The organism is Streptomyces sp. NPDC060027 (assembly GCF_042737005.1).
In the GTDB taxonomy this organism is placed as follows: Bacteria; Actinomycetota; Actinomycetes; order Streptomycetales; family Streptomycetaceae; genus Streptomyces.
Genome location: NZ_JBHWVI010000035.1, coordinates 29,801 through 56,585, shown reverse-complemented (window position 1 = coordinate 56,585; position 26,785 = coordinate 29,801). Strand labels below are relative to the sequence as shown.

Genomic DNA, 26,785 nt, shown 5'->3' with positions numbered 1-26,785 from the left:
ACAGCGCGCGTACGCGGGCCGGCTGTTCGCCGGCCTGCTGGTCTGTCTGACGGTCCTGCCGGCGGGCTGCTCGTCGACGGGGACCGCCGCGCCGGGAGACTCCGCGGCCACGGCCGCGAGCCGCGCCACGCCGATCCCGTCCTGGGCCGGCGACCTGCCGACCGTCGCCGCGGCCGCGCTCCCCGCGCAGGCACGCGAGACCCTCGCCCTCATCGACCGGGGCGGCCCCTACCCGTACGCCAAGGACGGCGCCGTCTTCGGCAACGTCGAGCGGGAGCTGCCGAGGCACGACAGGGGGTACTACCACGAGTACACGGTCCGGACCCCGGGCGAGAGCGACCGCGGGGCCCGGCGCATCGTCACCGGGCGCGGCGGGGAGATCTACTACACCGACGATCACTACGACTCGTTCAAGGCGGTGCTGAGATGACCCACGGTCCTCTCTCGGAGGTGTGCCGCTCCGCCGGGTGGCAGGTCAACGAGCTCGACCTCACCGGGGTTCTCGACAAGGCCGGTTTCATGGCGCGCTGTGTCCGCTCCCTCGACCTGCCGGAGTGGTTCGGGCAGAACTGGGACGCGCTCGCCGACGTCCTGGGCGATCCCGACTGGGGACCGGCCAGTCCGGGCAGGCTGCTGGTGGTGACCGGCTGGCGCCCCTACGCGAGGGCGCGGCCCGGTGAGTGGGAGACCGCCCAGGAGGTCCTGGAGTCGGCATCCGGCCACTACCAGCAGTTCGACGCCACGCTCTCGGTCGTCCTCGTCCTTGGAGGATCCGACCAACTGCCCCCTGACCAGCCTGGATGATCTGTCCGGGGACCGCATACGGGTGGTCATGGGACAATGAAGTACGTGCTCTTCCCCCTGGCTGACCTGTCCGGGGGCCACCTCTGATCGACTGGGATGTGCAGCACGTGCGTTTCCTCAACGGCATCCAGCCCCCGTACGACCTGACGTACGACGACGTCTTCATGGTGCCCAGCCGCTCCGCGGTCGGCTCGCGTCAGGGCGTGGACCTCAGCTCTCCGGACGGCACGGGCACCACCATCCCGCTCGTCGTCGCCAACATGACGGCGATAGCGGGCCGCCGGATGGCCGAGACCGTCGCCCGCCGCGGTGGCCTTGTCGTCATCCCGCAGGACATCCCGATCGAGGTCATCACCGAGGTCGTCTCCTGGGTCAAGGGGCGCCACCTCGTGCTCGACACCCCGATCCGCCTCGAGCCCCACCAGACCGTCGCCGACGCGCTGGCGCTGCTCCCCAAGCGCGCCCACAACGCGGGCGTCGTCGTGGACGAGAACAGCCGTCCGGTCGGTGTGGTCACCGACGCCGACCTCACCGGCGTGGACCGCTTCACCCAGCTGTCCGAGGTCATGTCTAGGGACCTGCTGCTGCTCGACGCGGACATCGAGCCCCGCGAGGCGTTCAACACGCTCGACGGCGCCAACCGCCGCTACGCCCCCGCCGTGGACGCGGACGGCAAGCTGGCCGGCATCCTCACCCGCAAGGGCGCCCTGCGCGCCACGCTGTACACCCCGGCCACCGACGCGGGCGGCAGGCTGCGCATCGCCGCCGCCGTCGGCATCAACGGCGATGTGGCGGGCAAGGCCAAGCAGCTTCTCGACGCGGGCGTCGACACGCTCGTCATCGACACGGCGCACGGTCACCAGGAGTCGATGATCAGCGCCGTCAGGACGGTACGCGCGCTCGACCCGCAGGTGCCGATCGTCGCGGGCAACATCGTCGCCGCCGAGGGCGTCAAGGACCTCATCGACGCGGGCGCCGACATCATCAAGGTCGGCGTCGGCCCGGGCGCCATGTGCACCACCCGCATGATGACCGGCGTCGGCCGGCCGCAGTTCTCGGCCGTCATGGAGTGCGCGGCCGAGGCCAGGAAGTACGGCAAGCACGTGTGGGCCGACGGCGGTGTCCGCCACCCCCGTGACGTCGCGATGGCGCTGGCCGCCGGTGCGTCCAACGTCATGATCGGCTCCTGGTTCGCCGGCACGTACGAGTCCCCGGGCGACCTCCAGCAGGACGCCAACGGGCGCCTGTACAAGGAGTCGTTCGGCATGGCCTCGGCGCGTGCCGTGAAGAACCGCACCAGCGAGGAGTCGGCGTACGACCGGGCCCGCAAGGCGCTGTTCGAGGAGGGCATCTCCACCTCGCGCATGTTCCTCGACCCGTCCCGTCCGGGCGTGGAGGACCTGATCGACTCGATCATCGCGGGCGTCCGTTCCTCCTGCACCTACGCGGGCGCCAACTCCCTGGACGAGTTCGCCCGGAACGCGATCGTCGGCATCCAGAGCGCGGCCGGCTACGCCGAGGGCAAGCCCCTGCACGCCAGCTGGAGCTGACCCGCCGCTTCGCCCTCGTACGGCCCCTGTTCCCCTCGTCGGGAGCGGGGGCCGTACGCGTGTCCAGGGGGCGTGGAGGGGGTGGACGGGCGTCCCCGCGAAGGGAACTGACGCCGTGTCGGACAGGGTGCTCGCAGGGCCGCTCCCCGAGTGAAAAGGCGCCTTGCGCAACCATCGAAAGGCCCCGCGCAACGAACATGCGCCGGGATGCGATGAACGCAACGATCTTGCGGAGATGCGCAAGGTTGCTGCATTACGCCCGTGAAGCCCGGACTCATAGGGTCAAGCGCTGTACATAGCGTGGCGGGGACCCCGCTCGGTGGGTCCCTCCTGTCAGGGGTGCCGCCGGTCCCCGTCCTTTCCGACCGGCAGCGATGAAGGAGCCAGCGCGTGCTCGACCAAGGCGCACCCCCGCAGTCCCCCACCACGTCCGCCCCACCGTCCCCGGGTGTCGGCGCGCGTCTCATGCGCCGCAAGCCCGTGGAACGCCTGGTCGCGGAGGGTGGCCAGGGCGAGGGAGGCTCCCTGCGGCGCTCCCTCGGCCTGTGGCAGCTCACCATGATCAGCATCGGTGCCACGCTCGGCACCGGCATCTTCGTCGTCCTCGGCGAGGCCGTCCCCAAGGCCGGACCCGCGGTCACCCTGTCCTTCGTGATCGCCGGCCTCACGGCGCTCTTCTCCGCCCTCTCCTACGCCGAGCTGGCCGGCACCATCCCGGTCGCCGGATCCTCGTACTCGTACGCGTACGCAACGATGGGCGAGCTCATCGCCTGGATCTGCGGCTGGTGCCTGGTCCTGGAGTACGGCGTCTCGGTCGCGGCCGTGGCGGTCGGCTGGGGCGAGTACCTGAACGAACTGCTCGACGGCACCATCGGCGTCACCATCCCGGACGCGCTGTCCGCGCCGCCCGGTGACGGAGGCATCTTCAACCTGCCCGCGCTCATCGTCGTGCTGCTCGCGATGGCGTTCCTGCTCGGCGGGGCGAGGGAGTCGGCGCGCGCCAACACCATCATGGTGGCCGTGAAGATCGCCGCGCTGGTGATGTTCTGCGCGATCGGCATCCAGGGCTTCCGCTCCGGCAACTACGAGCACTTCATGCCGCTCGGCATGGCGGGCGTCAGCGCCGCCGGTGCCACCCTGTTCTTCTCCTACATCGGCTTCGACGCCGCCTCCACCGCCGGTGAGGAGGCCAAGGACCCGCAGCGCGACCTGCCGCGCGCGATCATGCTCTCGCTGGTCATCGTGACCGCCCTGTACGTCCTCGTCGCGGCCGTCGCCGTCGGTGCGAGGCCCTGGCAGGGGTTCAACGACTCGGAGGCCGCGCTCTCCGGGATCATGAAGGACGTCACCGGGCAGACCTTCTGGGGCACGCTGCTGGCGGCCTGCGCGGTCATCGCCATCGCGAGCGTCGTGCTGACCGTGCTCTACGGCCAGACCCGCATCCTGTTCGCGATGGGCCGGGACGGCCTGGTGCCCAAGGTGTTCGCCCGGGTTCACCCGAAGACCGGCACGCCCCGCGCCAACACGGTCATCGTCTCGCTGTTCTGCGGTGTCCTCGCCGCCGCGATCCCGCTCGGCCAGCTCGCCGACGCCACCAGCATCGGCACGCTCTTCGCCTTCGCGCTGGTCAATGTCGCCGTCGTCGTCCTGCGCCGGACGCGCCCGGACATGCGCCGTACTTTCCGGGTTCCGCTCGCGCCGGTCCTGCCCGCGATCGGCTTCCTGCTGTGCGTGTGGATGATGGCCAGTCTCTCCACCGTCACCTGGGTGGTCTTCGGCGTCTGGATGGCCGTCGGGCTCGTGTTCTACTTCAGTTACGGCTACCGCCGGTCCCGGATGGCGACCGCGGAACCCGTCGCCGAGCAGCCGTAGAACCTCTCGCAGAAAAGTGAACCACCCGCAGTGCTGAACGATCTCGACGAACGCATCGTGCACGCCCTCGCCGAGGACGCCCGTCGCTCCTACGCGGACATCGGGCAACTGGTCGGCCTGTCCGCGCCCGCCGTGAAGCGGCGGGTCGACCGGCTGCGGGCCACCGGGGCCATCACCGGGTTCACCGTTCGGGTGGACCCGGCGGCGCTCGGCTGGGAGACCGAGGGCTTCGTCGAGATCTACTGCCGGCGGAACACCTCGCCGGAGACCATCCAGCGCGGTCTCGAGCGCTATCAGGAAGTCGTGGCCGCCTCCACCGTCACCGGGGAGGCGGACGCGGTGGTGCAGGTCTTCGCCTCGGACATGCGGCACTTCGAGCGGGTGCTCGAGCGGATCGCGGGGGAGCCGTTCGTGGAGCGGACGAAGTCCGTGCTGGTGCTTTCGCCGCTGTTGCGTCGGTTTTCATCGGGGTCGCCCACGTAGTCGGAGCCCCCATAAACGCTGGTGCGCCCCAGGGGGTGGGGGTCCTGCCTCTGGCTGGCTGCCGGCTCGTCGTGGCTTGTCGCGCAGTTCCCCGCGCCCCTGAGGGGGCGCTCCAGTTGACGGCGGTCGGACAGTGCCCGGCATCGGAAGAGGGTCGCGTCCCAGAGGGCCCGCCACTCGGGCGCCGCTACTCCGCCGTCTTCCTGGCCAGGGCGTTGTTGCCTGTCGAGTTGTGCACGCTGAAGCTCACCGCGTCCGAGCGGTAGCGGTCGTCGGACCATTCCACCGGGCGCCCCTCGCGTGTGGTGGTGACGCGGCGGACGCGCAGCAAGGGGCTGGTGCGGCGGACTCCGAGGAGGTCGGCGTCCTGGGCGCCCGCCGCGACGGCGTCGATGACGTGCTCGCCGTAGGCGAAGACCACGCCGGTGTCCTCGTAGAGCCGTTGGGTCACGGAGGGGCACTCGGGCTCGATGGCCGCCACGGCGGGGGAGATCCAGTCCGCGTACACGGTGCGCTCCAGCAGGACCGGTTCCCCGTCCAGGCCGCGCACCCGCAGCACGTGCAACACGGGCGTCTTCTCCCGCAGTTGGAGGCGGACGGCGTCCTCCGCCGTCGCCGGGCGGTACTCCTGCGCCACCACGTGCCCCGTCGCCTCGCGTCCCATCGCCCGCGCCCACTGGGCGAAGCTGCGCAGTTCGGCGAAGCTCTGGCTGCGGCGGCCCGCGAGAACCACGCGGCGGGCGCCCTGGCGTGAACCGATGAGTCCCTCGGCGGTCAGGGCCGCGACGGCCTGACGGACCGTGCCGCGCGAGACGCCGTAGTGGGCCGCGAGGTCGGTCTCCGCCGGCAGCAGACTGCCCACGGTGTACTCCTCGCGGTCGATCGCCCGCCGCAGCTCCTCGGCGATCTCCTCGTGTCGCGCCGCCATTCTTCCCCTCTGAATTCGACCACTGTGCACAGCGTGATCAGCCTAATCGAGATCGGACGGTGATCCGCGGCGGTCGGGATTGTGCAGGGAATAAGGGGTAACGGTTTCACCAAAGTTTACGAACACGACATCACTAGCGGGCCTACTGGGGCCAACTTGTTCAGACAAGTTCGCCGTCCCACCCCACCCCTCGTGCGTCACCCTGGAGAGACCGTGACCGTGTTCCTGCCGAGGACCGCCCTCCTCACCGGCGGCCTCGCCGTCGCCGCAGCACTCGCCCTGAGCGCCTGTGGCGCCGCTCCCGACGACAAGGCGACCACCGCCGACGGCAAGAGCGCGGCCACCGCGACCTCCGCCGCGGACTTCGGCGGCCTCGACGCCCTCGTCAAGGCGGCCAAGAAGGAGGGCACGCTGCACGCGATCGCCCTTCCCCGCGACTGGGCCAACTACGGTGCCCTCATCGACGGCTTCACCAAGAAGTACGGCATCAAGATCGAGGTCGAGAGCCCCGACGGCTCCAGCCAGGACGAGATCAACGCCGTCACCTCGCGCAAGGGCCAGGACCGTGCCCCCGACGTCCTCGACCTCGGCAGCTCCTTCGCGCTGAGCGCGGCCCAGCAGGGGCTGCTCGCCCCGTACAAGGTGACCGCCTTCGGTGACCTCCCCGAGGGGCAGAAGGACGCCGCGGGCCGCTGGTTCAACGACTACGGCGGCTACATCTCCATCGGCTGCGACGCCAAGCGGGTCAAGGAGTGCCCGAAGACCTTCAAGGACCTGCTCAAGCCGCGGTACAAGGGCCAGGTCGCGCTCAACGGCAACCCCACCAAGTCCGGTTCGGCCTTCGGCGGCGTGTACGCGGCCTCGCTGGCGAGCGGCGGTTCCTTCGACGACATCCAGCCCGGACTCGACTTCTTCGCCAAGCTGAAGAAGAACGGCAACTACACGCCGGTGGAGTCGACCCCGGCCACGGTCGAGAAGGGCGAGACGCCCATCAGCATCGACTGGGACTACCTGAACGCCGGGTACGCCGACGAGTTCAAGTCCAAGGGCGTCGACTGGAAGGTCGCCATCCCCTCCGACGGCCAGTACGCCCAGTACTACTCCCAGGCCATCAACAAGGACGCCCCGCACCCGGCGGCCGCCCGCCTCTGGCAGGAGTACCTCTACAGCGCCGAGGGCCAGAACCTCTGGCTGAAGGGGTACGCCCGCCCGGCTCTGATGACCGCGCTGGAGAAGGCCGGCACGCTCGACAAGCCCGCCGCCGCGAAGCTCCCCGAGGTCTCCGGCACCCCGAGCTTCCCGACCGAGGACCAGCAGAGCAAGGCGAAGACCGTGCTCGCCGACGGCTGGGGCAAGGCCGTCTCCGGATGACCACCGCTCTCACCGAGGCCCCGGCCGACGTGGCGCCCGCCGCTGCCGACAAGCAGCGGCGGCGCCGCCGCGCCCCCGACTGGCTCGCCGTCGTCCCGCTGCTCGCCTTCGTGGTGATCGCCTTCGGCATCCCCGCCCTCGCCATGCTCAACGGCGCCTTCACCGTCAAGGACCAGGCCACCGGCGCGAGTTCGTACACCACGGCCAACCTGACCGGCTCGTTCCGGGGCGCGTATCTCACCGCCCTGATCGGCAGCGTCAAACTGTCCGCCGTCTCCGCGGGCCTCGCGACCGTCCTCGGACTGCCGCTCGCCCAGGCCGTGGTGACCTCCCGTTTCCGCGCCCTGCGCGAGGCCGTGCTCACCGCGTCCGGGGTCCTCGCCAACTTCGGCGGCGTCCCGCTGGCCTTCGCCTTCGTCGCCACCCTCGGCAACTCGGGTGTGCTGACACGGCACTTGAGCCTCACCGACAAGGGCTGGAGCCTCTACAGCTTCTGGGGCCTGGTCATCGTCTACCTGTACTTCCTGATCCCGCTCATGGTGCTCACCATCACCCCCGCCCTCGACGGCCTGCGCTCCCAGTGGCGCGAGGCGGCGCAGAACAACGGCGCGACCTCCGTCCAGTACTGGCGGCACGTGGCGCTGCCCGTCCTCACGCCCTCGCTGCTCGGTGGATTCGTGCTCCTCTTCGGCAGCGCCTTCGCCGCGTACGCCACCGCCGCCGCCATGGTGGGCAGCGCGGTCCCGCTGGTCACCCTGCAGATCGCCGACGCCATCTCCGGCAACGTGCTGGTCGGCCAGGAGAACGTGGCGCTCGCCCTCAGCCTCGACATGGTCCTCATCGCGGGCCTGGTCATGGCCGTGTACCTGCCCCTGCAACGACGGAGCGCGCGATGGCTCGCCTGAACCTGTGGCGCTGGGTGGTCCTCGCCCTCGCCGCGCTGTACTTCCTGGTGCCCATGGCCGCGTCCGTGGTCTTCACGGTCGACGTCCCGGGGCAGGGCGTCACCTTCGACGCCTACAGCGAGATCGTGTCCAGTGACGGGTTCGTCTCCAGCCTGGTGCTCTCGCTGGAACTCGCCGTCGCCACCATTGTCGTGGTGCTGCTCCTGATGGTGCCCGCCACGGTCGCCCTGCGGCTCGGCGTGCCCCGGCTGCGACCGGTCGTCGAAGTGGTGTGCTCACTGCCTCTGGTCGTCCCGCCGATCGCGTTCGTCGCCGGGATCGCCACCGTCCTGAAGTGGGGGCCCGAACACCTCTCGCGGACCCCGCTGTTCCAGACGTTCGTCGCGATCCAGGACCCGGGCTTCCCGGTCGTGCTCGTCCTCGCGTACGTCGTGATGGCGCTGCCGTTCGTGTACCGGGCCCTGGACGCGGGACTGCGCGCCGTCGACGTGCGCACCCTCGTCGAAGCCGCCCGCAGCTGCGGCGCGAGCCCCACGCGGGCGCTCGTGCACGCGGTGCTGCCCAATCTGCGCGGCGCGTTGCTCAACGCCTCCTTCCTCACCCTGGCCCTGGTGCTCGGCGAGTTCACGGTCGCGCGGCTGCTCGGCTACCAGCCGTTCGCCGTGTGGATCTACAACGTCGGCGGCTCGCAGGCCCAGATGTCCGTCGCCGTATCCGTGCTCAGCCTGTTCGTCACCTGGGCACTGCTCCTCGCGCTCGCCGTCTTCGGCGGCCGCTCCCGTACCGCTTCAGCCTCCCGGGGACGACCATGACCCTCGCCACGCTCGAAAAGGCCGCCACCGTCGAATTCCGGGCACTCCGGAGGGCGTTCGGCCCGACCGTCGCCCTCGACGGCCTGGACCTCACCGTCCGGCCCGGTGAACTCCTCGCCCTGCTCGGCCCCTCCGGCTGCGGCAAGACCACCGCGCTGCGCATGCTCGCCGGGTTCGAACAGCCCGATTCCGGCGAGGTGCTGGTCGACGGCGAGGACATCACCCGGGTTCCGGCACACCGCCGCGACGCCGGGATGGTCTTCCAGTCGTACAGCCTCTTCCCGCATCTCAGCGCCCTGGACAACGTGGCCTTCGGACTGCGGATGCGCAAGGTGCGTGCGGCCGAACGGCGAGCCCGCGCCGCCGAGTTGCTCGATCTCGTGGGCCTCGGGGACAAGAGCGAGCAGTTCCCGCACCAGCTCTCCGGCGGCCAGCAGCAGCGCGTCGCGCTGGCCCGCGCGCTCGCCCTGCGGCCCCGCGTCCTGCTGCTCGACGAGCCGCTCTCTGCGCTGGACGCCAAGGTGCGGCTCTCGCTGCGTGAGGAGATCCGCCGGCTCCAGCTGGAACTCGGCATCACCACCCTGTTCGTGACGCATGATCAGGAAGAGGCGCTGTCCATGGCGGACCGGGTCGCGGTGATGCGGGCCGGACAGCTCGAACAGTGCGCGTCGCCCGCCGAGTTGTACGGGCGTCCCGCCACCGCCTTCGTCGCCGAGTTCGTGGGCACGATGAGCCGGCTACCGGGGAGCCTCGACGGCGACACGGTCGAGGTGCTCGGCCGGCGGCTGCCGGTGGACGGGGACGCGCCCGCCGCGGGGGAGGTGGATGTGCTGGTCCGGCCCGAGGCGGTCCGGGTGAGCGCCGACGACACGGGGGACGCGCGGGTCGTGGCCACCGCCTTCCTCGGCGCGGCCACCCGGGTCACCGTGCGGCTCGCGGACGGCACCGAGGTCAAGGCCGACCTGCCCACGCACGAGGCCGCGACGCTCGCCTCGGGTGCGGCGGTGACGGTCGCGCTGCCGGACCGTCCGGTCCTGGTCGCCGAACGCACGACCTGAGCGGCGCCCGCTCTCACCGGTCGGAACCCGCCCGGTTCAGAACCGGTACCGCATCCAGCTCCGAACCGGCACCGCCCCCGGCACCACATCCGGTCTCGAACCGGGTCCCGCATCCGGTCTCGACCCGGGTCGGGAATCCGGCCCCGTACCGAAACCAGGTCGGGAATCCGGTACCGCGTCGGCCGACGTACCGGCAGGTCCCGGGCCGCGCGTCCGGTGCCGTGCCGCGCGGGGGTGGTGGCGGTGGCCGCAGGTCGCCCCCCCCCGCTGAGCGAGGTGGAGGCGCCTCTCCCGTCCGAGCCCCCACCCGACTCCCCCCACCGATGAAAGAGAACCCCGTGACCCACCGCACCACCGCCCGACTTCCCCTCCAGGCCGTCCTGTTCGACATGGACGGGACCCTCGTGGACACCGAGCGGCTGTGGTGGGAGGCGGTGGAGCAGGTGGCCGACGGGCTCGGGCACGTCCTGACGGGGGCGGACCAGTCGCACGTGCTCGGACGGCCCGTCGAGCACACCGCGGGCTGGCTGGCCGGAGCCACCGGCGGATCGGCCGAGACGATCGCAGCCGAGCTGCACCAGCAGTTCGCGGACCGTGTCCGTACGGGCATCGTGCCCCGCCCCGGAGCGACGGAACTGCTCGACGCGCTCGCCCGTGAAGGCGTGCCCACCGCGCTGGTGACCGCGTCGCCGCGCGCGGTCGCCGACACCGTCCTGGAGGTGCTCGGCGCCGAACGGTTCGCCGTGTCCGTCACCGCCGACGACACCGAGCGCACCAAGCCCGCCCCCGACCCCTACCTCGCCGCCTGCCGTGCCCTCGGCGTCGACCCCGCCGCCTGCGTCGCCGTCGAGGACACCCAGACCGGCGTCACCTCGGCCGAGTCGGCCGGCTGCGCCGTCCTCGCGGTGCCCTCGCTCGCCCCGATCGCCCCCGCGGCCGGGCGTACCGTGCTCGGCAGCCTGGAGGAGGTGTCCCCGGCCCGGCTGCGCGCGATGGTCGCCCCGGGGGAGCTGCGGGTGATGAGCTGGAACCTCTGGTACGGCGGCACCAGGGTCGACGGGTATCGCGAGAAGCAGCTCAAGGTCATCGCCCGGACGGCCGCGGACGTGGTCGGCCTCCAGGAGACGTACGGGAACGCGGCGGAGGAACTCGCCGAGGCTCTCGGCTGGCACCACCACCGGGCGGGCGACAACCTAGGCGTCATCAGCCGCTACCCGATCGTCGCCCGGCTCGGCGACCCGGACGTCGGTTTCTACGGGGGGACCGGCGTCCGGATCGCGCTGGACGGCGGCCGGCGGGTCGACGTCTGGAGCGTCCACCTCGACTGCGCGCCGTACGGCCCGTACGAGGCACGCTTCGACGGACTTCCGGCGGCCGGACTGATCGCGCACGAGGACGGGCGGCTCGACCGGATGAGGGAGATCCTGCGGAGGGTCGCCGACTCCGCCGACGGGTCCGTTCCGGTCGTCCTGGTCGGGGACTTCAACGCGCCCTCGCACCTGGACTGGCCGGACGTCGCCTGGCCGGTGACGCAGGCCGCCGAGGAGGCGGGCCTGCGCGACTCCTACCGCGAGGCCCACCCCGATCCGCTGCGGGACCCCGGGCACACCTGGTCGCCCGTCCACATCGAGCACGAGGACGGCAGCGGACGCCCGGAACCGCAGGACCGGATCGACTTCGTCCTGCACCGGGGCCTGACCGTTCTCGACTCCCGCACCCTCGTCAGCGGCACCCCGCGTGCCTGGCCCGACGTCGCGGACAACGACTGGCCCTCGGACCACGCTGCGGTCGTCACCGTCTTCGAGGTGCCGCGCGGAGACTGAGGGGACGGGCCGGGCAGCGGGCCGTGGGCATTGAACGGCGAGTCAGTCCGGACCATTGCGGTCCGGGCATGTCATCCACTAGTTTGAGCCGTCTCGCTACCCGCGAGTAACACCGATGGGTTACCACACGTCACCCGGCCACCCGATTCGTCCTGTCGTCCTGGGGAGTCCATGCGCTGGCCCTTCGGCCGTCCGACCACGGTCCGCACGCGGATCGTGACCCTCGCACTCGCTCCGGTGATCGCCCTCATGACGCTGTGGAGTTTCGCCATGGTGTCCGTCACCGGCGAACTGCGCGCGCTCGTCCGCCTGGAGGGTGTGTACAACACCTTCGGCACACCGGTCGACACGGCGATCGGCCAGATCCAGATCGAACGGCGGCTCGCGGCCGCGTACTTGGGCGAGGGCCGCGGAACGAGGGCGGCCGTCGACCTGCTGGCGCAGGAGCGCCGCACCGACCGGGCGGTGACCGCGATGCGCACCGCGATCCGGGACGGGGACCGTGACCAGCTCTCCGATCGCCAACGGCAGGAACTCGACGCCGTGCTCCACTCGGTGGACGGGCTGGAGGGGCTGCGCGGGCGGGTGCTGTCCCACGCCGTCACCTGGGACCGGGCCGTGGCCGAATACAGCACCCTGGTGGAACCCGGCTTCGACGTCCCGTCAGCGCTCACGGCGCTCCAGGCGGGGCAGCTGGCACGCGAGGCGCAGGTCGTCGTCGAGCTGGTGCGGGTAAGGGAGTTCGTCTCCCGCGAGGACGCGCTCGTCGCCGGGGCGCGGGCCGCCGGAACGCTCACCGACCGCCAGTACGACACCCTCACCGCGACGATCGAGGACCGCCGGGTCTTCGAGCGGACCTATGTGCCCGACCTGCCGGCCGACTCGCGCGGCCTCTTCGAGGAGTTCCAGCGCGGAGACCTCCACCGGGAGCTGACCCGGGGTGAGGACGCCCTGCTGCGGGCGGGTGCGGAGGGCGCGGGCGAGGCCGTCGCGGCCGGTACCTGGCGCACCACCACGGACCGCGCCGTCAAGCAGTACATGCGGCTGTGCACCCGGTCGGCGATCAACTCCGCCGAGCGTGGGCGGGCGTTCGCCTACCGTGAGATGGCCAAGGCCGCGATCGTCGGTGTGCTGGGACTGGCCGCCGTGGGACTCTCCCTGTGGTTCGCGGTGCGCGGCGCACGGCGCATCTCGCGCCGCATCGAGTCGCTGCGGGACGCCGCGGACCTGCTGACCAACCGTCAGCTCCCGCACGTCATGGAGCGGTTGAGCGCCGGCGAGGAGATCGACGCCGCCGCCGAGGCGCCGCCCCTGGTCGACGCGGAGGCGGTGGCCGACGAGATCGGCCAGGTCGGCCGGTCCTTCAACACCGCCCGGCTCGCGGCCGTCGAGGCCGCCGTCAAGCAGGCCACCCTGCGCCGCGGGCTGTTCGCGGTGCTCCTGAACATCGCCCGCCGCAACCAGGCGCTCGTGCACCGCCAGCTCAAGCTGGTCGACACACTGGAGCGGCACACCGACGACCCGGACGTCCTGGACGACCTGTTCCGGATCGATCACCTGACCACACGCATGCGGCGCCACGCGGAGAGTCTGATCATCCTCTCCGGCTCGGCCCCGGGCCGCCGTTGGCGGCGGCCCGTGCCCGTCGGCGAGGTGGTGTCGTCCGCGGTGAGCGAGATCGAGCAGTACGCGCGGGTCGTGGTCCCCCCGATGCCGCAGGTGGGCGTCGCGGCGGACGCCGTCGCCGACGTCGTCCATCTGATCGCCGAACTCGTCGAGAACGCCACGGTGTTCTCACCGCCCCACACCCAGGTCACCCTGCGTACCGGGCGGGCCGGGAGCGGGTTCGTCCTGGAGATCGACGACCGGGGCCTCGGTCTGGCGCCCGAACAGATCGAGGAGGCCCACCGCACCTTCACCACGCCGGACGACTTCGACCCGACCCGGCACGACCGGCTCGGGCTGTACGTGGTGGGCCGGCTCGCCGCACGGCACGGCATCACGGTCACGCTGTGCCGTTCGCCGTACGGCGGCACGACGGCGGTGGTGCTGCTGCCGGAGGCGGTTCTCGCGCCGGTGGAACCCGCGCGCCCGGCGGTGGCGGCGGACCCGGACCCGCGGGCGCTGCCCTCGCGGACGGGCACCGCGGTCCTCCAGGGGCTGCGGACGGCGCAGCGTGAGCAGGAGCTCGATCCTGTGCCGCGGGACGCCCCCGTACCGGGCTCCCCCGTGCTGCCCACCCGGGTCCGCCAGCGGGCCCTCGCACCCGAGCTGCGTACCCCGGCACCGGTGGCCGGCGAGACGCCGGAGCGCGAGGTCACTCCGGAGGAGATGCGCGCGGTCTTCGGATCCTTCCAGCGCGGCCTCGACCGCGGCCGCAAGGGGCTGCCCACGCAGCCGGACGCCAGGCGGTCCGGCCCGGCGCAGCGAACCGACACCGAGGAAGGGACGGACGCCGACCATGCGCCCTGACCAGCTCCCAGAGCACTCTGACCGGACCCTCGAGGCCCGCGTCCCCGAGGCCCGGACCCCGGAGCCGGCGGGAGGCGCCTCCGGGTCCGGGGGTGACACCGACCGGCCCGGTACCGATCTCGGATGGCTGCTCGACGACCTCGTGGCCAGGACGGACCATGTCCGCCAGGCCGTGCTCCTCACCGCCGACGGTCTCCCGCTGAGCTGTTCGGACGGCATGCGCCGACGGGACATCGAGCACCTCGCCGCCGTCTGCGCGGGCTTCCACAGCCTCGCCCGTTCGGCGGGGGAGCGCTTCGCCGCGGGCGGGGTGCGCCAGACCATGGTGATGCTCGACGACGCCTACCTCTTCATCACCCCGGCGGGCGACGGAAGCAGGCTGGCCGTGCTCAGCGAGGTGCAGACGGACGTCGGACAGCTCGCCCACGAGATGGAACTGCTCGTCCGCCGCGTCGGCCGCCACATGACCGCCGCCGTACGTTCGGCGGCCGACCCCGCGGGCCCCTGATCCGCCCGTGACCGACGACCACTGGTACGAGGACGAGACCGGGCCGATGGTGCGGCCCTACACCGTCACCGGGGGCCGGACCCGGCCCTCGGACGGGCAGCTCATCGATCTGATGTCGCAGGTCACGGCCCTGGAGGCGGGCACAGGGCTGCCCGGTGTCGATCATGCCGCGGCCGCCCTGCTCGACCTGGCGCGCCGCGGCCCCCGGCCGGTCGTCGAGCTCGCCGCGGATGTCGACCTGCCGCTGACCGTCGTACGCGTGCTCCTCGGCGACCTGGCGGAGGCCGGGCTGGTACGCATCGACGAGCCCCGCCGTTCGCCGCACGGCGGTCCGGTGGCCGACCCGGAACTGCTGCGCGAGATCGTGGAGCGGCTGCGCGAGCTGTGAGCGCCCGGAGGGCCGGACCCGGGGCCGGAGGGGCCACTGTCTCCGGGCAGCCGCCCGGCCCCGTCCTGGAGCGGGAAACCCGCCTGTGACCTGCGTCTCCCCGGGAATCGGGACCGCGACCGGGATGCGCGAGGGGGTGCGCAACGAATCGCCGCCGGAGGCCGGGCGCACGCAATGAATCGTTCGGTGGCGCGCAACAGGTCCTTCTTGTCCCCCCGCGTCGGCCGACCGTACCGTCTATCTGGCCCCCCGAATCCCCTTCCGCACCGGTGGAGAACACGCATGCGCACAGCCCTGCTCCAGAGCTCCGGCCGCCCCGGCTCGATCGTCGAGAACCTCAAGGTGCTCGACGAGGCCGCGGGCCGCGCCGCCGCAGCGGGAGCCGGGCTGATCGTGACCTCGGAGATGTTCCTGACCGGCTACGCCATCGGTGACGACATCGCGCGCCTCGCCGAGCCCGCCGACGGCGAATCCGCAGACGCGATCGCCGAGATAGCCACCCGGCACGGCGTGGCCGTCGCCTACGGCTACCCCGAGCGCGAAGCCGCGCACCAGGAGGGCGAGGGCGCCCCGGCCGACGGTGGGGCGCGGGTGTTCAACTCCGTGCAGCTGATCTCCGCCGACGGCGCCCGGCTCGCGAACTACCGCAAGACCCACCTCTTCGGCTGCTTCGAGCACGACCACTTCACGCCCGGCGACCAGCCCGTCGTGCAGGCCGAACTCGACGGCCTCCGCGTCGGCCTCATGATCTGCTACGACGTCGAGTTCCCGGAGAACGTCCGCGGGCACGCCCTCGCCGGCACCGACCTGCTGCTCGTGCCGACCGCGCAGATGCACCCGTTCCAGTTCGTCGCCGAGTCCGTCGTCCCGGTGCGCGCCTTCGAGAACCAGATGTACATCGCCTACGTCAACCGCACCGGTCCGGAAGGGGAGTTCGAGTTCGTCGGGCTGTCCACGCTGGCCGGGCCCGACGGAGTCGCCCGTGCCCGAGCCGGCCGCGGCGAGGAACTGGTCCTGGCGGACGCCGACCCCGTCCGTCTCGCGGCCTCGCGCGAGGCGAACCCGTATCTGAAGGACCGCCGCCCCGGTCTCTACGGGTCCCTCGTCTGACATCCCGCCCGGTCGAACAAGCCTCCCCCTCACCAGCATTCGCGCAAGGAGTCCGTACCCCATGACGTCCACCGTGCCCAACGCCGTCCAGCACGCCGACGTGCAGCAGCCGCCGATCACCATGTTCGGCCCGGACTTCCCCTACGCCTACGACGACTTCCTCGCGCACCCCGCGGGCCTCGGGCAGATACCCGCGACCGAGCTCGGCACCGAGGTCGCGGTCATCGGTGGCGGCCTGTCCGGCATCGTGGCCGCGTACGAGCTGATGAAGATGGGCCTCAAGCCCGTCGTGTACGAGGCCGACGAGATCGGCGGCCGGCTGCGCACGGTCGGTTTCGAGGGCTGCGACCCCTCACTCACCGCCGAGATGGGCGCGATGCGCTTCCCGCCGTCCTCCACCGCCCTCCAGCACTACATCGACCTGGTGGGCCTCGAGACCCGGCCGTTCCCCAACCCCCTCGCCGAGTCCACGCCCTCGACGGTCGTCGACCTCAAGGGCGAGTCGCACTACGCGACCTCCGTCGACGACCTGCCGCAGGTCTACCGCGACGTGATGAACGCCTGGAACGCCTGCCTGGAGGACGGCGCCGACTTCTCCGACATGAACCAGGCCATGCGGGAGCGCGATGTCCCGCGCATCCGGGAGATCTGGTCGAAGCTCGTCGAGAAGCTCGACAACCAGACCTTCTACGGCTTCCTCTGCGAGTCGGAGTCCTTCAAGTCCTTCCGCCACCGTGAGATTTTCGGCCAGGTCGGCTTCGGCACCGGCGGCTGGGACACCGACTTCCCGAACTCCATCCTGGAGATCCTGCGGGTCGTCTACACCGAGGCCGACGACCACCACCGCGGCATCGTCGGCGGCTCCCAGCAGCTTCCGCTGCGGCTGTGGGAGCGCGAGCCGGAGAAGATCGTGCACTGGGCGTACGGCACCTCGCTGTCGACGCTGCACGACGGCGCCCCGCGTCCGGCCGTGACCCGGCTGAACCGCACCGCGGGCAACGGCATCACGGTGACGGACGCGAACGGCGACATCCGTACGTACAAGGCGGCGATCTTCACCGCCCAGTCCTGGATGCTGCTCTCCAAGGTCGCCTGCGACGACTCGCTCTTCCCGATCGACCACTGGACCGCGATCGAGCGCACGCACTACATGGAGAGCTCCAAGCTCTTCGTGCCCGTCGACCGGCCGTTCTGGCTGGACAAGGACGAGGAGACCGGCCGTGACGTCATGTCGATGACGCTCACCGACCGGATGACGCGCGGAACCTACCTGCTGGACGAGGGCCCGGACAAGCCCGCCGTCATCTGCCTCTCGTACACGTGGTGCGACGACAGCCTGAAGTGGCTGCCGCTGTCCGCGAGCGAGCGGATGGAGGTCATGCTGAAGTCGCTCGGCGAGATCTACCCGAAGGTCGACATCAGGAAGCACATCATCGGCAACCCGGTGACCGTGTCCTGGGAGAACGAGCCCTACTTCATGGGCGCGTTCAAGGCCAACCTGCCGGGCCACTACCGCTACCAGCGCCGTCTGTTCACGCACTTCATGCAGGAGGCGCTGCCCGAGGACAAGCGGGGCATCTTCCTCGCCGGCGACGACATCTCCTGGACGGCCGGCTGGGCCGAGGGCGCCGTCCAGACCGCGCTGAACGCGGTCTGGGGCGTCATGCACCAGCTCGGCGGGACGACCGACCCGACCAACCCCGGGCCCGGCGACGTCTACGACGAGATCGCGCCGGTGGAACTCCCCGAGGACTGAGTCCTCCTCGACACGACACGACACGAGACGAGGCGCGAGGCGAGACGCGGCGCGGCCGGCGGGTCAGACCCCGGCGGCCCGCGCCGCCTCGTACACCTCGGCGGCCACGTCCTTCAGTTCCTGGGCGTCCCGCACCGAGCTCTGGAGGTCGAGGAAGATCTCGTCGAGGCCGACCTCGGCGTGGGCCACCAGGTCGGCCACGATCTGCTCGACACCGCCCTGGAAGGGCTGGCGGTCCGCGCCCTCGTACCCCTTCGCCGTGTACCGCGGGTTGGTGCGCAGCACCGTGCGCAGCGGCTCGGTGCGGCCGCGCTCGGCGGCCAGATCCTGCAACTGACGCCACTGCGCCGCCAGTTGCTCGACCCCCATGCCGATCGGCATCCATCCGTCGGCGTGGTCGACGAGCCGGCGCCGTGCCTTTCCGGTGTTGGCGGCCAGCAGGATCGGGATCGGTCGGGCGGGCTTGGGGCCGACCACGGCCGACGCGATCTTGGTGAGCGTGCCGTCGTGGACCACCGGGTCGGGGCCCCACACCGCGCGGCACACCGCGATCACCTCGTCGAGGACCTGGCCGCGCTCCTCGAAGGGCCGGGCGGAGGCCGCCGCGTACTCGTCGAGGGACCAGCCCGTGCCGAGGCCCGCGACGACCCGGCCGCCGCTCGCCGCGTCGAGCGAGGCGAGGGCCTTGGCGAGCTGGAAAGGCACGTGCAGGGGGGCCACCAGGACGCTGGTGCCGAGCTCGGCGCGCTCGGTGACCGCGGCCGCGAGGGTCAGGGTGACCAACGGGTCGGCGACGCCGCGGTACGCCTCCGGCCAGGCCAGTCCCTCGATGCCGTACAGCCCCTGCGTCGGGGGATCCGGGAACAGCGCCCGCTCGAAGACCCACAGGCTGTCGTACCCGATCGCCTCCGCGGCGCGGGCCACGTCGGGCACGTCCCGTCCGAGGTCGTACTGCTTCATCTGGGGGAGGGTGAGGCCGAGTCGCGTCGCCATACCTGGGTGCTCCTTCGCATCAGGGTGTGCCGATCGTTCAACGTACAGTGATCCGAACCGAGTTCCGGCGAGGACCGCGCCGCGTGGCCGGATCAGCTCGGCAGAGGAGTGAGCAGCATCCGGCCGGCCAGGCCCACCGCGGCGTCGAGGCGTTCGGCGAACTCCTCGGCCAGGTCCGGGAGTCCGCGCAGGGCCCACAGTGCCCGGGCCGCCGCCCAGGTGGCCTGACGCGCCCGCTCGAGGCTCCATGAGCCGAGCAGATGGGTGAGCGGATCGGCGATCTGGAGCAGGTCGGGGCCCGGCATCAGATCTTCGCGGATGTGTTCCTCCAGCGAGACGAGGAGATCACCCACGCGGTCGAACTCGTCCTCCAGGTCGGCCGGTTCGCAGTCGAGCGTACGACAGGTGTCCACCAGGGCGAGCGCCAGATCGTGCCCGATGTGCGCGTTGATGCCCGCGAGCGCGAACTGCAGCGGACGTACCCCCGGATGGCGGCGGAACTGCAGCACCGGCCGCCAGCAGGCCGGTGCGCGGCCTTCTTCGGCCACCGCCAGATAGCGCTCCGCGAACCGCACGTCCAGCGTGATCGCGGCCCGGCGGTCCGGGAAGAGCCCGGTGTCCAGGTGCCGGTCGAACTCCTCGGTGACGGTGAGGTAGACGCGGTTGAAGACCGCGAGACCGTCCCGCTCGGGGAGCTCCGCGTCCAGGGTCCGCATACGGGAGACGACCGCGTCTACGGGAGTGGTGAACTGTGCCGACTGCGCCATGAGGGCAGCGTCCCAGTCCTAGGGTGGCCGGAGTGCCGCCGGGCCGGAGGCTTCCCCAGAACGGGGGAACGCGGCCGGGGCGGGAGTGGGGGAGCAGTACGTGTCAGGCTTACGTGCCCATCGGTCGGCCGAGCGCAGGGCCGAGCGCAGGAGGTCTGCCGGGCGCGCCGCGATGGTCGCCGCGGCCTCGGTCGTCGTGGCGGTCGGGACCGTGACGGGGATGGTGTCCGCGCTCGACGGCGGTCGCCCCTCGAAGGCCGCGAAACCGCCGGTGACCCAGTCGCCCGGCCTCGGGCCGCTGCCGGGTGTGCCGACGCCGTCGCGCACCCCGGCCACGCCGTCCCGGTCGGGTTCGGCGTCCCCGGGACCGGCTCCCGAGTCCTCGCCGAGCAGGAGGAAACCGCGGACCGTGGCCGCTCCCGCGCGTCTCTACCGCCACTCGGACTCCCAGGTCCGCGACTGGGTCGACGCCCACGCCGGTGACGCCCGGCGGCCGGTCATCGAGTCCCGGATCGCCGACCGTCCGGCCGCGGTGTGGTTCGCGGACTTCACGCCGTCCACCATCACCGCGCGGGTCAGGGCCGTGACGTCGGCGGGATCCGCGCAGGGCCGGGTGCCCGTCGTCGTGCCGTACGCCATCCCGGGGCGCGACTGCGGCGGCGCCTCGGACGGCGGGGCGCCCGACCTCGCCGCGTACGACGGCTGGATCGACGGCTTCGCGGCCGGGCTCGGCTCGGGCGAGGTCGTCGTCGTCCTGGAGCCCGACTCGATCGCCCAGTCCGACTGCCTCGGCGAGGGCGAACGGGCCGACCGCTTCGCCTCCCTGGCCCGCGCCGGCCGCGTCCTGAAGGCGGCGAACCCCAGGGCCAGGGTCTACTTCGACGCCGGTCACTCCGACTGGAACCCGGCCGCCGAACAGGCCGCGCTGCTCGGCCGGGCGGGCGCGGCCTCGGCCGCCTCCTCCGACGGCGTCTTCACCAATGTGTCCAACTTCCACCGGACGAGCGACGAGATCGCCTACGCCCGGAGGGTGCTGTCCGCGCTCGGCGGGTCCGCGCACCTCGGCGCCGTCATCGACACCAGCCGCAACGGCAACGGCGCCCCTCCCGACGGAGAATGGTGCGATCCGGCGGGCCGCAGGATCGGCCAGGCGCCGACCCTGAGCACCGGGGAGGCCGGGATCGACGCCTATCTGTGGGTGAAGCTGCCGGGTGAGTCGGACGGCTGCCGGGGCACACCGGGGACCTTCTCGGCCGAGTACGCCTATGAGCTGGCGCGCTGATCCCCTGGCGAGTCGTACGTCGACGTCCCCGAGTCGAGCAGGGGATCCTGCCGCTTGAGGTGGGCCGGGGCCATCGCCCGCAGCGCGTGATAGCCGGTGATCACGACGATGGTGCCCAGCGCGATGCCGTTCAGCGAGAAGTTGTCGGTGAACTTCAGGGTGACGCCGCCGATGCCGATGATGATGCCCGCGGCGGCCGGCACCAGGTTCAGCGGATTGCGCAGGTCCACCCGGGCGTTGAGCCAGATCTGGGCGCCGAGCAGGCCGATCATGCCGTACAGGATGACGGTGATGCCGCCGAGGACACCGCCCGGGATCGCCGCGACCACCGCACCGAAGGTGGGGCACAGGCCGAAGAGCAGGGCGAAGCCGGCGGCCGCCCAGTAGGCGGCCGTGGAGTAGACCCGGGTCGCGGCCATCACGCCGATGTTCTCGGAGTAGGTGGTGTTGGGCGGGCCGCCGACCGCCGCGGAGAGCATCGAGGCGGCGCCGTCGGCGGAGATCGCGGTGCCGAGCCTGTCGTCCAGTGAGTCGCCGGTCATCTCGCCGACGGCCTTGACGTGACCGGCGTTCTCGGCGACCAGCGCAATCAGGACCGGCAGCGCGACGAGGATCGCCGACCACTGGAACGACGGTCCGTGGAAGGACGGCAGCCCGATCCAGTCGGCCCGGCCGACACCGGAGAGGTCCAGGCGCCAGTGGTCGGTCACCTTCCCGCTCGCGTCCGTCGAGTGGATCCGGCCGAAGATCCGGTCGAAGGCCCAGGAGATGACGTAACCGAAGACGAGCCCGAGGAAGATCGCGATGCGTGACCAGAAACCGCGCAGGCACACCACGGCCGCTCCGGTGACCAGCATCGTGAGGAGCGCGGTCCACTGGTCCTGCGGCCAGTAGGTGGACGCGGTCACCGGCGCCAGGTTGAAGCCGATCAGCATGACGACCGCGCCGGTCACGATCGGCGGCATCGCGGCGTGGATGATCCTCGCCCCGAACCGCTGCACGGCGAGACCCGCCAGGAACAGCGCGACCCCGACCACGAAGCACGCGCCCGTCACCGTCGCGCTGGTGCCGCCCTGCGCGCGGATCACGGCGGCGACGCCCACGAAGGAGAGCGAACAGCCCAGGTAGCTGGGCACCCGGCCGCGGGTGGCGAGCAGGAAGATGACCGTCGCGACACCGGACATCATGATCGCAAGATTCGGGTCGAGTCCCATCAGGACGGGTGCCACGAAGGACGCCCCGAACATCGCCACCACATGCTGGGCGCCGAGCCCGAAGGTCCGGGGCCAGGAGAGGCGTTCGTCGGGGCGGACGACCGCTCCCGGGGCGGGGGTCCGCCCGTCGCCGTGCAGTTTCCAGCGCACGCCGAGATCCATGGTGAGGATTCGCTTTCTCTGTACGTGAATCGGTCCGGGCGATTGTCAGGGTCAACCGGCCGCCCTACGCTCGCACGATCCTACTCATGAACATCGTTCATATGTATGATCGGAGTGTTCTGTGAACGCACGATCCCGACTGGGCGCGGTCGCGGTCGCGGTGGCCGTCGCGCTGGTGTCCGTCCTCGTTCCCGCCGCGTCCGCTCGTACCGCCTCCGCCGTCGCCCTCGCGGCGTCCGCTCACGCGGTGCCGGGCATCCCCAGGACCGTGGTCCTCGACGGCGGACGGCTCCAGCGGACCCGGATCCGGCTGGACCACGGCGACCGCCGACTCGCCCGACCGCTGCGGGACTTGACGGCCCGCGCCGACAACTGGCTGGACCAGGGCCCCTGGACGGTCGTCGACAAGCCGAGACCCGCCCCCGGCGGCGACCCTCACGACTACCTCAGTCAGGCCCCCTACTGGTGGCCCTCGCGGCCCGCCACCGCCGACAACCCCTGGGGCTGCCCCTATGTCCAGCGCGACGGGCAGCGCAACCCCGAGGTGGACACCGGCACCGACCGCCAGGACGTCGAGAAGGTCTTCGACTCGACGTACGACCTCGCGCTCGCCTGGTACTACACCGGCAGGAAGCAGTACGCCGAGAAGGCCGCCCAGGTCCTGCGCACCTGGTTCCTGGACCCGGCGACGCGGATGAACCCGAACCTGGACCACGGCCAGTTCATCCCGTGCAGGTACGACGGCCGGGCCATCGGCATCATCGACTTCTCGCAGTCCTATACGAGCGTCCTCGACGCGATCGCCCTCCTGGACACCGGCGCCCCCGGCTGGTCCCGGCACGACCGGGCCGCGATGCTCGACTGGAACACCGGCTTCCGCGACTGGCTGGCGGACAGCGCCTTCGGCAAGGAGGAGGGTGCGGCCCAGAACAACCACGGCACCTTCCACGACATGCAGCTCGCCGCGCTCGCGTACGCGACCGGCGACAAGGCACTCGCCCGGCGGACCGTGCTCGCCGCGCGTGCCCTGCGCATCGACCCGCAGATCGCCGCCGACGGCAGCCAGCCCCAGGAGCTGGCCCGCACCCGCAGCTGGCACTACTCGACCTTCGACCTGGTCGCCTACACCCGGCTCGCGGCCATCGGCCGGCATGTCGGCGTGGACCTCTGGTCCTACCGGGGGCCGGACGGCCAGAGCCTGTTCAAGGCGGTCGACTACCTGCTGCCCGCGGCGACCGGCGCCGAGCCGTGGACCCGTCCCGAGCTGGAGTTCCACCGGTTCGCTGCGAGCGATGTGGTGCACGCGGCGGCCGACGCGGGGGACCGGGCCGCACGGGCCGCCGTGCCGAAGCTCGAAGCGCCGCCCGGCGGCGATCTGTGGGAGCTGCGGCCGGCCGCCGAGCAGCTCGACTCGATCACGGGCTGATCCCGCCCGGACGGGGTTCCTGAGCGGTTGCTTAGGATGGGGGTGTCGTTTTCAGCCACGCCTGTCCCATCAGCACCCCGTCCCAGGAGCCCCGCCCGTGACCGCCGAAGCCCCCGTCGCCCCCGCCCTTCCGTACGGACGGCTCCTGCCCGTCACCGTCCACTTCGACGACCTCGACGCGCTCGGACTGCTGCACAACGCCCGCTACCCGGTCATGGTCGAGCGCGCCTGGGCCGCGCTCTGGTACGAGCGCGGCTTGACCTTCGAGGGCGACTGGGAGGCGGCGGGCGACTTCTGCAACGCCGTCAAGGAACTGCGCATCACCTACGAGGCCCCGGTCAGCCGCCCCGGCGCGTACGCCGTCCACCTCTGGCTGGAACGGCTCGGGAACACCGGACTGACGTACGGCTTCCGCTTCTGCTCCCTCGACGGCGCGGTGACCTACGCGCACGGCACCCGCGTCCTCGTCCGGCTCGACCCCGGGACACTGCGCCCGACGCCGTGGAGCGACCGGTTCAGGACCTTGGGCCGGGAACTGCTGCGCTCGGAGGGCTGACCTTCGGGCGGTCGCGGTCCCCGGCGCGCAGCACACCCGCGAGCACGGTGAGCCCGAACGCCAGGATCGTGACCAGCCCGAACGACACGACCAGACTCGTCGCCTGCGCCACCGACCCGATCAGGCTCGGCGCGATCAGACCCGAGGTGTACGTGATGGTCGCGACGCCCGCGATGGCCTGACTGGGGTTGGGGCCGCTGCGCCCGGCCGCCGCGAAGCAGAGCGGGACGACGACCGCGATACCGAGGCCGAGCAGGGCGAAGCCGCCCATCGCCACCGCCGGATGCTCCGCCACGACGATCAGCAGCCCGCCGATCACGGCCAGCACGCCGCCCGCCCGCACGGTGCGCACGGCGCCGAAGCGGTTCACCACCGTGTCGCCCACCAGCCGGGCCACCGCCATGGTCAGCATGAAACCGGTGGTCGACGCCGCGGCGAGACCCGCCGAACTGTCCAACTGGTCGCGCAGGTAGACCGCCGACCAGTCCAGGCTCGCGCCCTCCGCGAAGACCGCGCAGAAACCGACGGCGCCGATGAGCAGCGCCGACCGGGGCGGCAGCGCGAACCGCGGCGGCGGCTCCTCGTCCTCGGTGGGCTGCAGATCGAGCACCCAGCGGCAGGCGACCAGACCCAGGAGCGTGAGGATCACCGCGGCCAGGGCGTGGTGCAGGCGCGCGTCCGAGCCCAGATGGGCGGCGAGCGTGCCGGCCGCCGCGCCGATCAGGGCGCCGGCGCTCCACATGCCGTGCAGCCCGGACATGATCGACTTGTCGAGCCGGTTCTCGACCTCGACACCCAGCGCGTTCATGGCGACGTCCGCCATGCCCGCCGTGGCGCCGTAGACGAACATGGCGAGGCACAGGGTGAGCAGGTTCGGAGCCAGCGACGGGAGGATCAGGGCCAGCGTCCACAGGGTCATGAGCCCGCGCAGTGCCGTACGGCTCCCGAAGCGGTGGGTGATCCGGCCGGCCAGCGGCATCGAGCAGGACGCGCCGAGGGCGGTGAAGGCGAGGGCGAAGCCCAGCTGCCCCGCACTGACCGACGCATGGTCCTGGATCCACGGCACGCGGGTCGCGAACGAGCCCGTGACGGCTCCGTGCACGGCGAAGACGGCCGCCACGGCGTACCGGGCGCGCTTCACCTCGCGCTGGTCGTAGACCACTTCACTCATGCTCCGGCCCTCCCCGAGTGATGGTGCCCCATTCGGCCGCCGTAAACTATCAGGAACCCTGCCTGATAGATAGACGATTGTTCGCCGCCCGCCCGTCGGGCGGGCCCGCCGATCTGGGAGGATCCCGGCATGCCCGCATCCCCGAGCACCGCCCGGGCCATCAACGACCGGCTCGCCCTGCGGCTGTTGCAGCAGGAAGGCCCTTTGACGGCAGGCCGGCTGAAACAGCTCACCGGACTGTCCCGGCCGACGGTCGCCGACCTCGTCGAACGCCTCACGGCCTCCGGCCTCATCACGGTCGTCGGGGAATCGGGGGAGCAGCGGCGCGGCCCGAACGCCCGGGTCTACGGGATCGTCGCGGACCGCGCCCATCTGGCCGCGCTGGACGTCCGTACGGAGGGAGTCTCCGTCGTCGTCTCCGACCTGGTCGGAGACGTCCTGGCCGAGGCTTCCGTGCCGATCGGCGGTGACACCGGGACCGCACCGGCGGTGGAGCGGGCGGTCGCCTTGGTCGAGCGCGTGGCGAAGGAGGCGGGGGCCCTGGGGGCGGCGCCCCCGCGCGAACTCGTCCGTGGGTGGGGCAGGCTGCACACAGTCGGCATCGGCGCGCCCGGCCTGATCGACCCCGCCACCGGCGAACTGCGCGACTCCTCGGGGCTGCCCGCGTGGCACCGGCGTCTGGTCGCCGCCCTCCAGGAACGGCTGCCCGAGGCCCGCGTCCTCGTCGAGAACGAGACCAACCTCGCCGCCCTCGCCGAACAGCGTGACGGCGTCGCCCGCGACCGTGACACCTTCGTCCTGCTGTGGCTCGGCCACGGCACCGGGGCCGCCGTCGTCCTCGACGGCGCCCTGCGCCGCGGTGCCTCGGGAGGCACCGGGGAGATCGGCTTCCTGCCCGTACCCGGCACCACGACCCTCCCCTCGGCGACCGACTGCGAGGGCGGCTTCCACTCGCTGGCCGGGGCGGCCGCGGTCGCGGCGCTGGCCGTGGAGTTCGGTGTCTCGGCCGAGCCGGACGCCCACGAGCCGCCTGCCGCGGCGCTGGTGAGACACGCGGTGGCCGCCCCCGACACCCCGGGCGCCGCCGCATTCCTCGACGCCCTCGGTGACCGCCTCGCCATCGGGGCGGCCTCCGTCACCGCCGTCCTGGACCCCGGCTGTGTGGTTCTCGGCGGTGAGGTCGGCCGGGCGGGCGGTGCCGCGCTCGCCGCCCGGGTCGAGCGACGGCTCGCCCGCATGTCGCCGCTCCCGACCGAGGTGCGCGCGAGCACGCTGGGCGGCGGCGCGGTACTGCGCGGCGCCCTGCTGACCGCCCGCGACGGCGCGCAGGACGAGCTGTTCGCTCCGCCTTCGTCGCGGTAGGAGCCGGGTCGG

24 protein-coding genes are annotated in these 26,785 nt (G+C 71.9%); 19 read left to right on the top strand and 5 right to left on the bottom strand.

Features of this window, described 5'->3' with window-relative positions; translation table 11 throughout:
- Positions 1–22 precede the first annotated feature (22 nt).
- The 5 genes from ACFWBT_RS12190 to ACFWBT_RS12170 all read left to right on the top strand — a co-directional run bounded on the left by ACFWBT_RS12190 (position 23) and on the right by ACFWBT_RS12170 (position 4,709).
- Positions 23–430, top strand: a complete 408-nt coding sequence (locus ACFWBT_RS12190) for a ribonuclease domain-containing protein (RefSeq protein WP_385698588.1) — start codon at positions 23–25, stop codon at positions 428–430.
- Positions 427–804 carry a barstar family protein gene (locus ACFWBT_RS12185; RefSeq protein WP_385698582.1) on the top strand — a complete coding sequence of 126 codons (378 nt, stop codon included), beginning with the start codon at positions 427–429 and terminating at the stop codon, positions 802–804. Before ACFWBT_RS12190 ends, ACFWBT_RS12185 begins: the two co-directional genes overlap by 4 nt.
- A 98-nt stretch (positions 805–902) precedes the next feature.
- On the top strand, positions 903–2,354 hold the full coding sequence (locus ACFWBT_RS12180; RefSeq protein WP_385698579.1) for a GuaB1 family IMP dehydrogenase-related protein: 1,452 nt from the start codon (positions 903–905) through the stop codon (positions 2,352–2,354).
- 390 nt (positions 2,355–2,744) lie between these two features.
- A complete protein-coding gene (locus ACFWBT_RS12175) occupies positions 2,745–4,226 on the top strand; it encodes an amino acid permease (RefSeq protein WP_385698576.1) in 1,482 nt (493 codons plus the stop codon).
- A gap of 30 nt (positions 4,227–4,256) precedes the next feature.
- Positions 4,257–4,709: an Lrp/AsnC family transcriptional regulator gene (locus ACFWBT_RS12170; protein ID WP_015661832.1), complete on the top strand. Its 453-nt coding sequence runs from the start codon at positions 4,257–4,259 to the stop codon at positions 4,707–4,709.
- A gap of 187 nt (positions 4,710–4,896) precedes the next feature.
- On the opposite strand, the gene ACFWBT_RS12165 is transcribed toward ACFWBT_RS12170, so the two are convergent.
- Positions 4,897–5,637, bottom strand: a complete 741-nt coding sequence (locus tag ACFWBT_RS12165; RefSeq protein WP_385698573.1) for a GntR family transcriptional regulator — start codon at positions 5,635–5,637, stop codon at positions 4,897–4,899.
- A gap of 213 nt (positions 5,638–5,850) precedes the next feature.
- Here ACFWBT_RS12165 and ACFWBT_RS12160 point away from each other — a divergent pair, with 213 nt between their 5' ends.
- The 10 genes from ACFWBT_RS12160 to ACFWBT_RS12115 all read left to right on the top strand — a co-directional run bounded on the left by ACFWBT_RS12160 (position 5,851) and on the right by ACFWBT_RS12115 (position 17,840).
- A complete protein-coding gene (locus ACFWBT_RS12160) occupies positions 5,851–7,008 on the top strand; it encodes an ABC transporter substrate-binding protein (RefSeq protein WP_385698569.1) in 1,158 nt (385 codons plus the stop codon).
- Complete coding sequence (locus ACFWBT_RS12155) at positions 7,005–7,913, top strand: ABC transporter permease (RefSeq protein ID WP_385698567.1); 909 nt, start codon at positions 7,005–7,007, stop codon at positions 7,911–7,913. Before ACFWBT_RS12160 ends, ACFWBT_RS12155 begins: the two co-directional genes overlap by 4 nt.
- On the top strand, positions 7,901–8,725 hold the full coding sequence (locus ACFWBT_RS12150; RefSeq protein WP_385698564.1) for an ABC transporter permease: 825 nt from the start codon (positions 7,901–7,903) through the stop codon (positions 8,723–8,725). The genes ACFWBT_RS12155 and ACFWBT_RS12150 overlap by 13 nt, the downstream gene beginning before the upstream one ends.
- Positions 8,722–9,783: an ABC transporter ATP-binding protein gene (locus ACFWBT_RS12145; protein WP_385698560.1), complete on the top strand. Its 1,062-nt coding sequence runs from the start codon at positions 8,722–8,724 to the stop codon at positions 9,781–9,783. Before ACFWBT_RS12150 ends, ACFWBT_RS12145 begins: the two co-directional genes overlap by 4 nt.
- Before the next feature lie 323 nt (positions 9,784–10,106).
- Positions 10,107–11,606: an HAD-IA family hydrolase gene (locus ACFWBT_RS12140; RefSeq protein WP_385698557.1), complete on the top strand. Its 1,500-nt coding sequence runs from the start codon at positions 10,107–10,109 to the stop codon at positions 11,604–11,606.
- Between the two features lie 171 nt (positions 11,607–11,777).
- Entirely contained in the window at positions 11,778–14,078 is a 2,301-nt protein-coding gene (locus tag ACFWBT_RS12135) for a nitrate- and nitrite sensing domain-containing protein (RefSeq protein WP_385698555.1), read from the top strand.
- The gene (locus tag ACFWBT_RS12130; RefSeq protein WP_385698552.1) at positions 14,068–14,586 is read left to right on the top strand and encodes a roadblock/LC7 domain-containing protein; all 519 of its coding nucleotides are present in this window, start codon (positions 14,068–14,070) and stop codon (positions 14,584–14,586) included. Before ACFWBT_RS12135 ends, ACFWBT_RS12130 begins: the two co-directional genes overlap by 11 nt.
- 7 nt (positions 14,587–14,593) lie before the next feature.
- Positions 14,594–14,974 (top strand): DUF742 domain-containing protein, encoded by a 381-nt coding sequence (locus tag ACFWBT_RS12125; RefSeq protein WP_385698550.1) that lies wholly within the window; start codon positions 14,594–14,596, stop codon positions 14,972–14,974.
- Between the two features lie 282 nt (positions 14,975–15,256).
- The gene (locus ACFWBT_RS12120; RefSeq protein ID WP_385698547.1) at positions 15,257–16,084 is read left to right on the top strand and encodes a carbon-nitrogen hydrolase family protein; all 828 of its coding nucleotides are present in this window, start codon (positions 15,257–15,259) and stop codon (positions 16,082–16,084) included.
- A gap of 61 nt (positions 16,085–16,145) precedes the next feature.
- Positions 16,146–17,840 (top strand): flavin monoamine oxidase family protein, encoded by a 1,695-nt coding sequence (locus ACFWBT_RS12115; RefSeq protein ID WP_385698544.1) that lies wholly within the window; start codon positions 16,146–16,148, stop codon positions 17,838–17,840.
- A 63-nt stretch (positions 17,841–17,903) separates the two neighbouring features.
- On the opposite strand, the gene ACFWBT_RS12110 is transcribed toward ACFWBT_RS12115, so the two are convergent.
- Positions 17,904–18,833, bottom strand: a complete 930-nt coding sequence (locus ACFWBT_RS12110; protein ID WP_385698542.1) for an LLM class F420-dependent oxidoreductase — start codon at positions 18,831–18,833, stop codon at positions 17,904–17,906.
- Positions 18,834–18,925: 92 nt separating this feature from the next.
- On the bottom strand, positions 18,926–19,600 hold the full coding sequence (locus ACFWBT_RS12105; RefSeq protein WP_385698538.1) for a DUF5995 family protein: 675 nt from the start codon (positions 19,598–19,600) through the stop codon (positions 18,926–18,928).
- 172 nt (positions 19,601–19,772) lie between these two features.
- Here ACFWBT_RS12105 and ACFWBT_RS12100 point away from each other — a divergent pair, with 172 nt between their 5' ends.
- On the top strand, positions 19,773–20,882 hold the full coding sequence (locus tag ACFWBT_RS12100) for a glycoside hydrolase family 6 protein (RefSeq protein ID WP_385698585.1): 1,110 nt from the start codon (positions 19,773–19,775) through the stop codon (positions 20,880–20,882).
- Here the strand turns inward: ACFWBT_RS12100 and ACFWBT_RS12095 are convergent.
- Positions 20,864–22,258, bottom strand: coding sequence for a uracil-xanthine permease family protein (locus ACFWBT_RS12095; RefSeq protein WP_385698535.1), 1,395 nt, complete (start codon positions 22,256–22,258; stop codon positions 20,864–20,866). The genes ACFWBT_RS12100 and ACFWBT_RS12095 overlap by 19 nt on opposite strands.
- A gap of 121 nt (positions 22,259–22,379) precedes the next feature.
- Here ACFWBT_RS12095 and ACFWBT_RS12090 point away from each other — a divergent pair, with 121 nt between their 5' ends.
- Both ACFWBT_RS12090 and ACFWBT_RS12085 read left to right on the top strand, forming a co-directional pair.
- Entirely contained in the window at positions 22,380–23,684 is a 1,305-nt protein-coding gene (locus ACFWBT_RS12090; protein WP_385698532.1) for an alginate lyase family protein, read from the top strand.
- A gap of 97 nt (positions 23,685–23,781) precedes the next feature.
- Positions 23,782–24,240, top strand: a complete 459-nt coding sequence (locus tag ACFWBT_RS12085; RefSeq protein WP_385698530.1) for an acyl-CoA thioesterase — start codon at positions 23,782–23,784, stop codon at positions 24,238–24,240.
- On the opposite strand, the gene ACFWBT_RS12080 is transcribed toward ACFWBT_RS12085, so the two are convergent.
- A complete protein-coding gene (locus ACFWBT_RS12080; protein WP_385698529.1) occupies positions 24,200–25,411 on the bottom strand; it encodes an MFS transporter in 1,212 nt (403 codons plus the stop codon). The two genes, ACFWBT_RS12085 and ACFWBT_RS12080, sit on opposite strands and share 41 nt — an antisense overlap.
- A gap of 129 nt (positions 25,412–25,540) precedes the next feature.
- On the opposite strand from ACFWBT_RS12080, the gene ACFWBT_RS12075 reads away from it, so the two are divergent.
- Positions 25,541–26,773, top strand: coding sequence for an ROK family transcriptional regulator (locus tag ACFWBT_RS12075; RefSeq protein ID WP_385698526.1), 1,233 nt, complete (start codon positions 25,541–25,543; stop codon positions 26,771–26,773).
- Positions 26,774–26,785: the final 12 nt, after the last annotated feature.

Excerpts from the sequence above, each read along its gene's own strand:
- ACFWBT_RS12095 (WP_385698535.1), bottom strand. The coding sequence starts at position 22,258 with ATGGATCTCGGCGTGCGCTGGAAACTGCACGGCGACGGGCGGACCCCC.
- ACFWBT_RS12120 (WP_385698547.1), top strand. The coding sequence starts at position 15,257 with ATGCGCACAGCCCTGCTCCAGAGCTCCGGCCGCCCCGGCTCGATCGTC.
- ACFWBT_RS12185 (WP_385698582.1), top strand. The coding sequence starts at position 427 with ATGACCCACGGTCCTCTCTCGGAGGTGTGCCGCTCCGCCGGGTGGCAG.
- ACFWBT_RS12145 (WP_385698560.1), top strand. The coding sequence starts at position 8,722 with ATGACCCTCGCCACGCTCGAAAAGGCCGCCACCGTCGAATTCCGGGCA.
- ACFWBT_RS12080 (WP_385698529.1), bottom strand. The coding sequence starts at position 25,411 with ATGAGTGAAGTGGTCTACGACCAGCGCGAGGTGAAGCGCGCCCGGTAC.
- ACFWBT_RS12150 (WP_385698564.1), top strand. The coding sequence starts at position 7,901 with ATGGCTCGCCTGAACCTGTGGCGCTGGGTGGTCCTCGCCCTCGCCGCG.
- ACFWBT_RS12115 (WP_385698544.1), top strand. The coding sequence starts at position 16,146 with ATGACGTCCACCGTGCCCAACGCCGTCCAGCACGCCGACGTGCAGCAG.
- ACFWBT_RS12135 (WP_385698555.1), top strand. The coding sequence starts at position 11,778 with ATGCGCTGGCCCTTCGGCCGTCCGACCACGGTCCGCACGCGGATCGTG.
- ACFWBT_RS12100 (WP_385698585.1), top strand. The coding sequence starts at position 19,773 with ATGGTCGCCGCGGCCTCGGTCGTCGTGGCGGTCGGGACCGTGACGGGG.
- ACFWBT_RS12155 (WP_385698567.1), top strand. The coding sequence starts at position 7,005 with ATGACCACCGCTCTCACCGAGGCCCCGGCCGACGTGGCGCCCGCCGCT.
- ACFWBT_RS12075 (WP_385698526.1), top strand. The coding sequence starts at position 25,541 with ATGCCCGCATCCCCGAGCACCGCCCGGGCCATCAACGACCGGCTCGCC.
- ACFWBT_RS12110 (WP_385698542.1), bottom strand. The coding sequence starts at position 18,833 with ATGGCGACGCGACTCGGCCTCACCCTCCCCCAGATGAAGCAGTACGAC.
- ACFWBT_RS12105 (WP_385698538.1), bottom strand. The coding sequence starts at position 19,600 with ATGGCGCAGTCGGCACAGTTCACCACTCCCGTAGACGCGGTCGTCTCC.
- ACFWBT_RS12140 (WP_385698557.1), top strand. The coding sequence starts at position 10,107 with ATGAAAGAGAACCCCGTGACCCACCGCACCACCGCCCGACTTCCCCTC.
- ACFWBT_RS12165 (WP_385698573.1), bottom strand. The coding sequence starts at position 5,637 with ATGGCGGCGCGACACGAGGAGATCGCCGAGGAGCTGCGGCGGGCGATC.
- ACFWBT_RS12130 (WP_385698552.1), top strand. The coding sequence starts at position 14,068 with ATGCGCCCTGACCAGCTCCCAGAGCACTCTGACCGGACCCTCGAGGCC.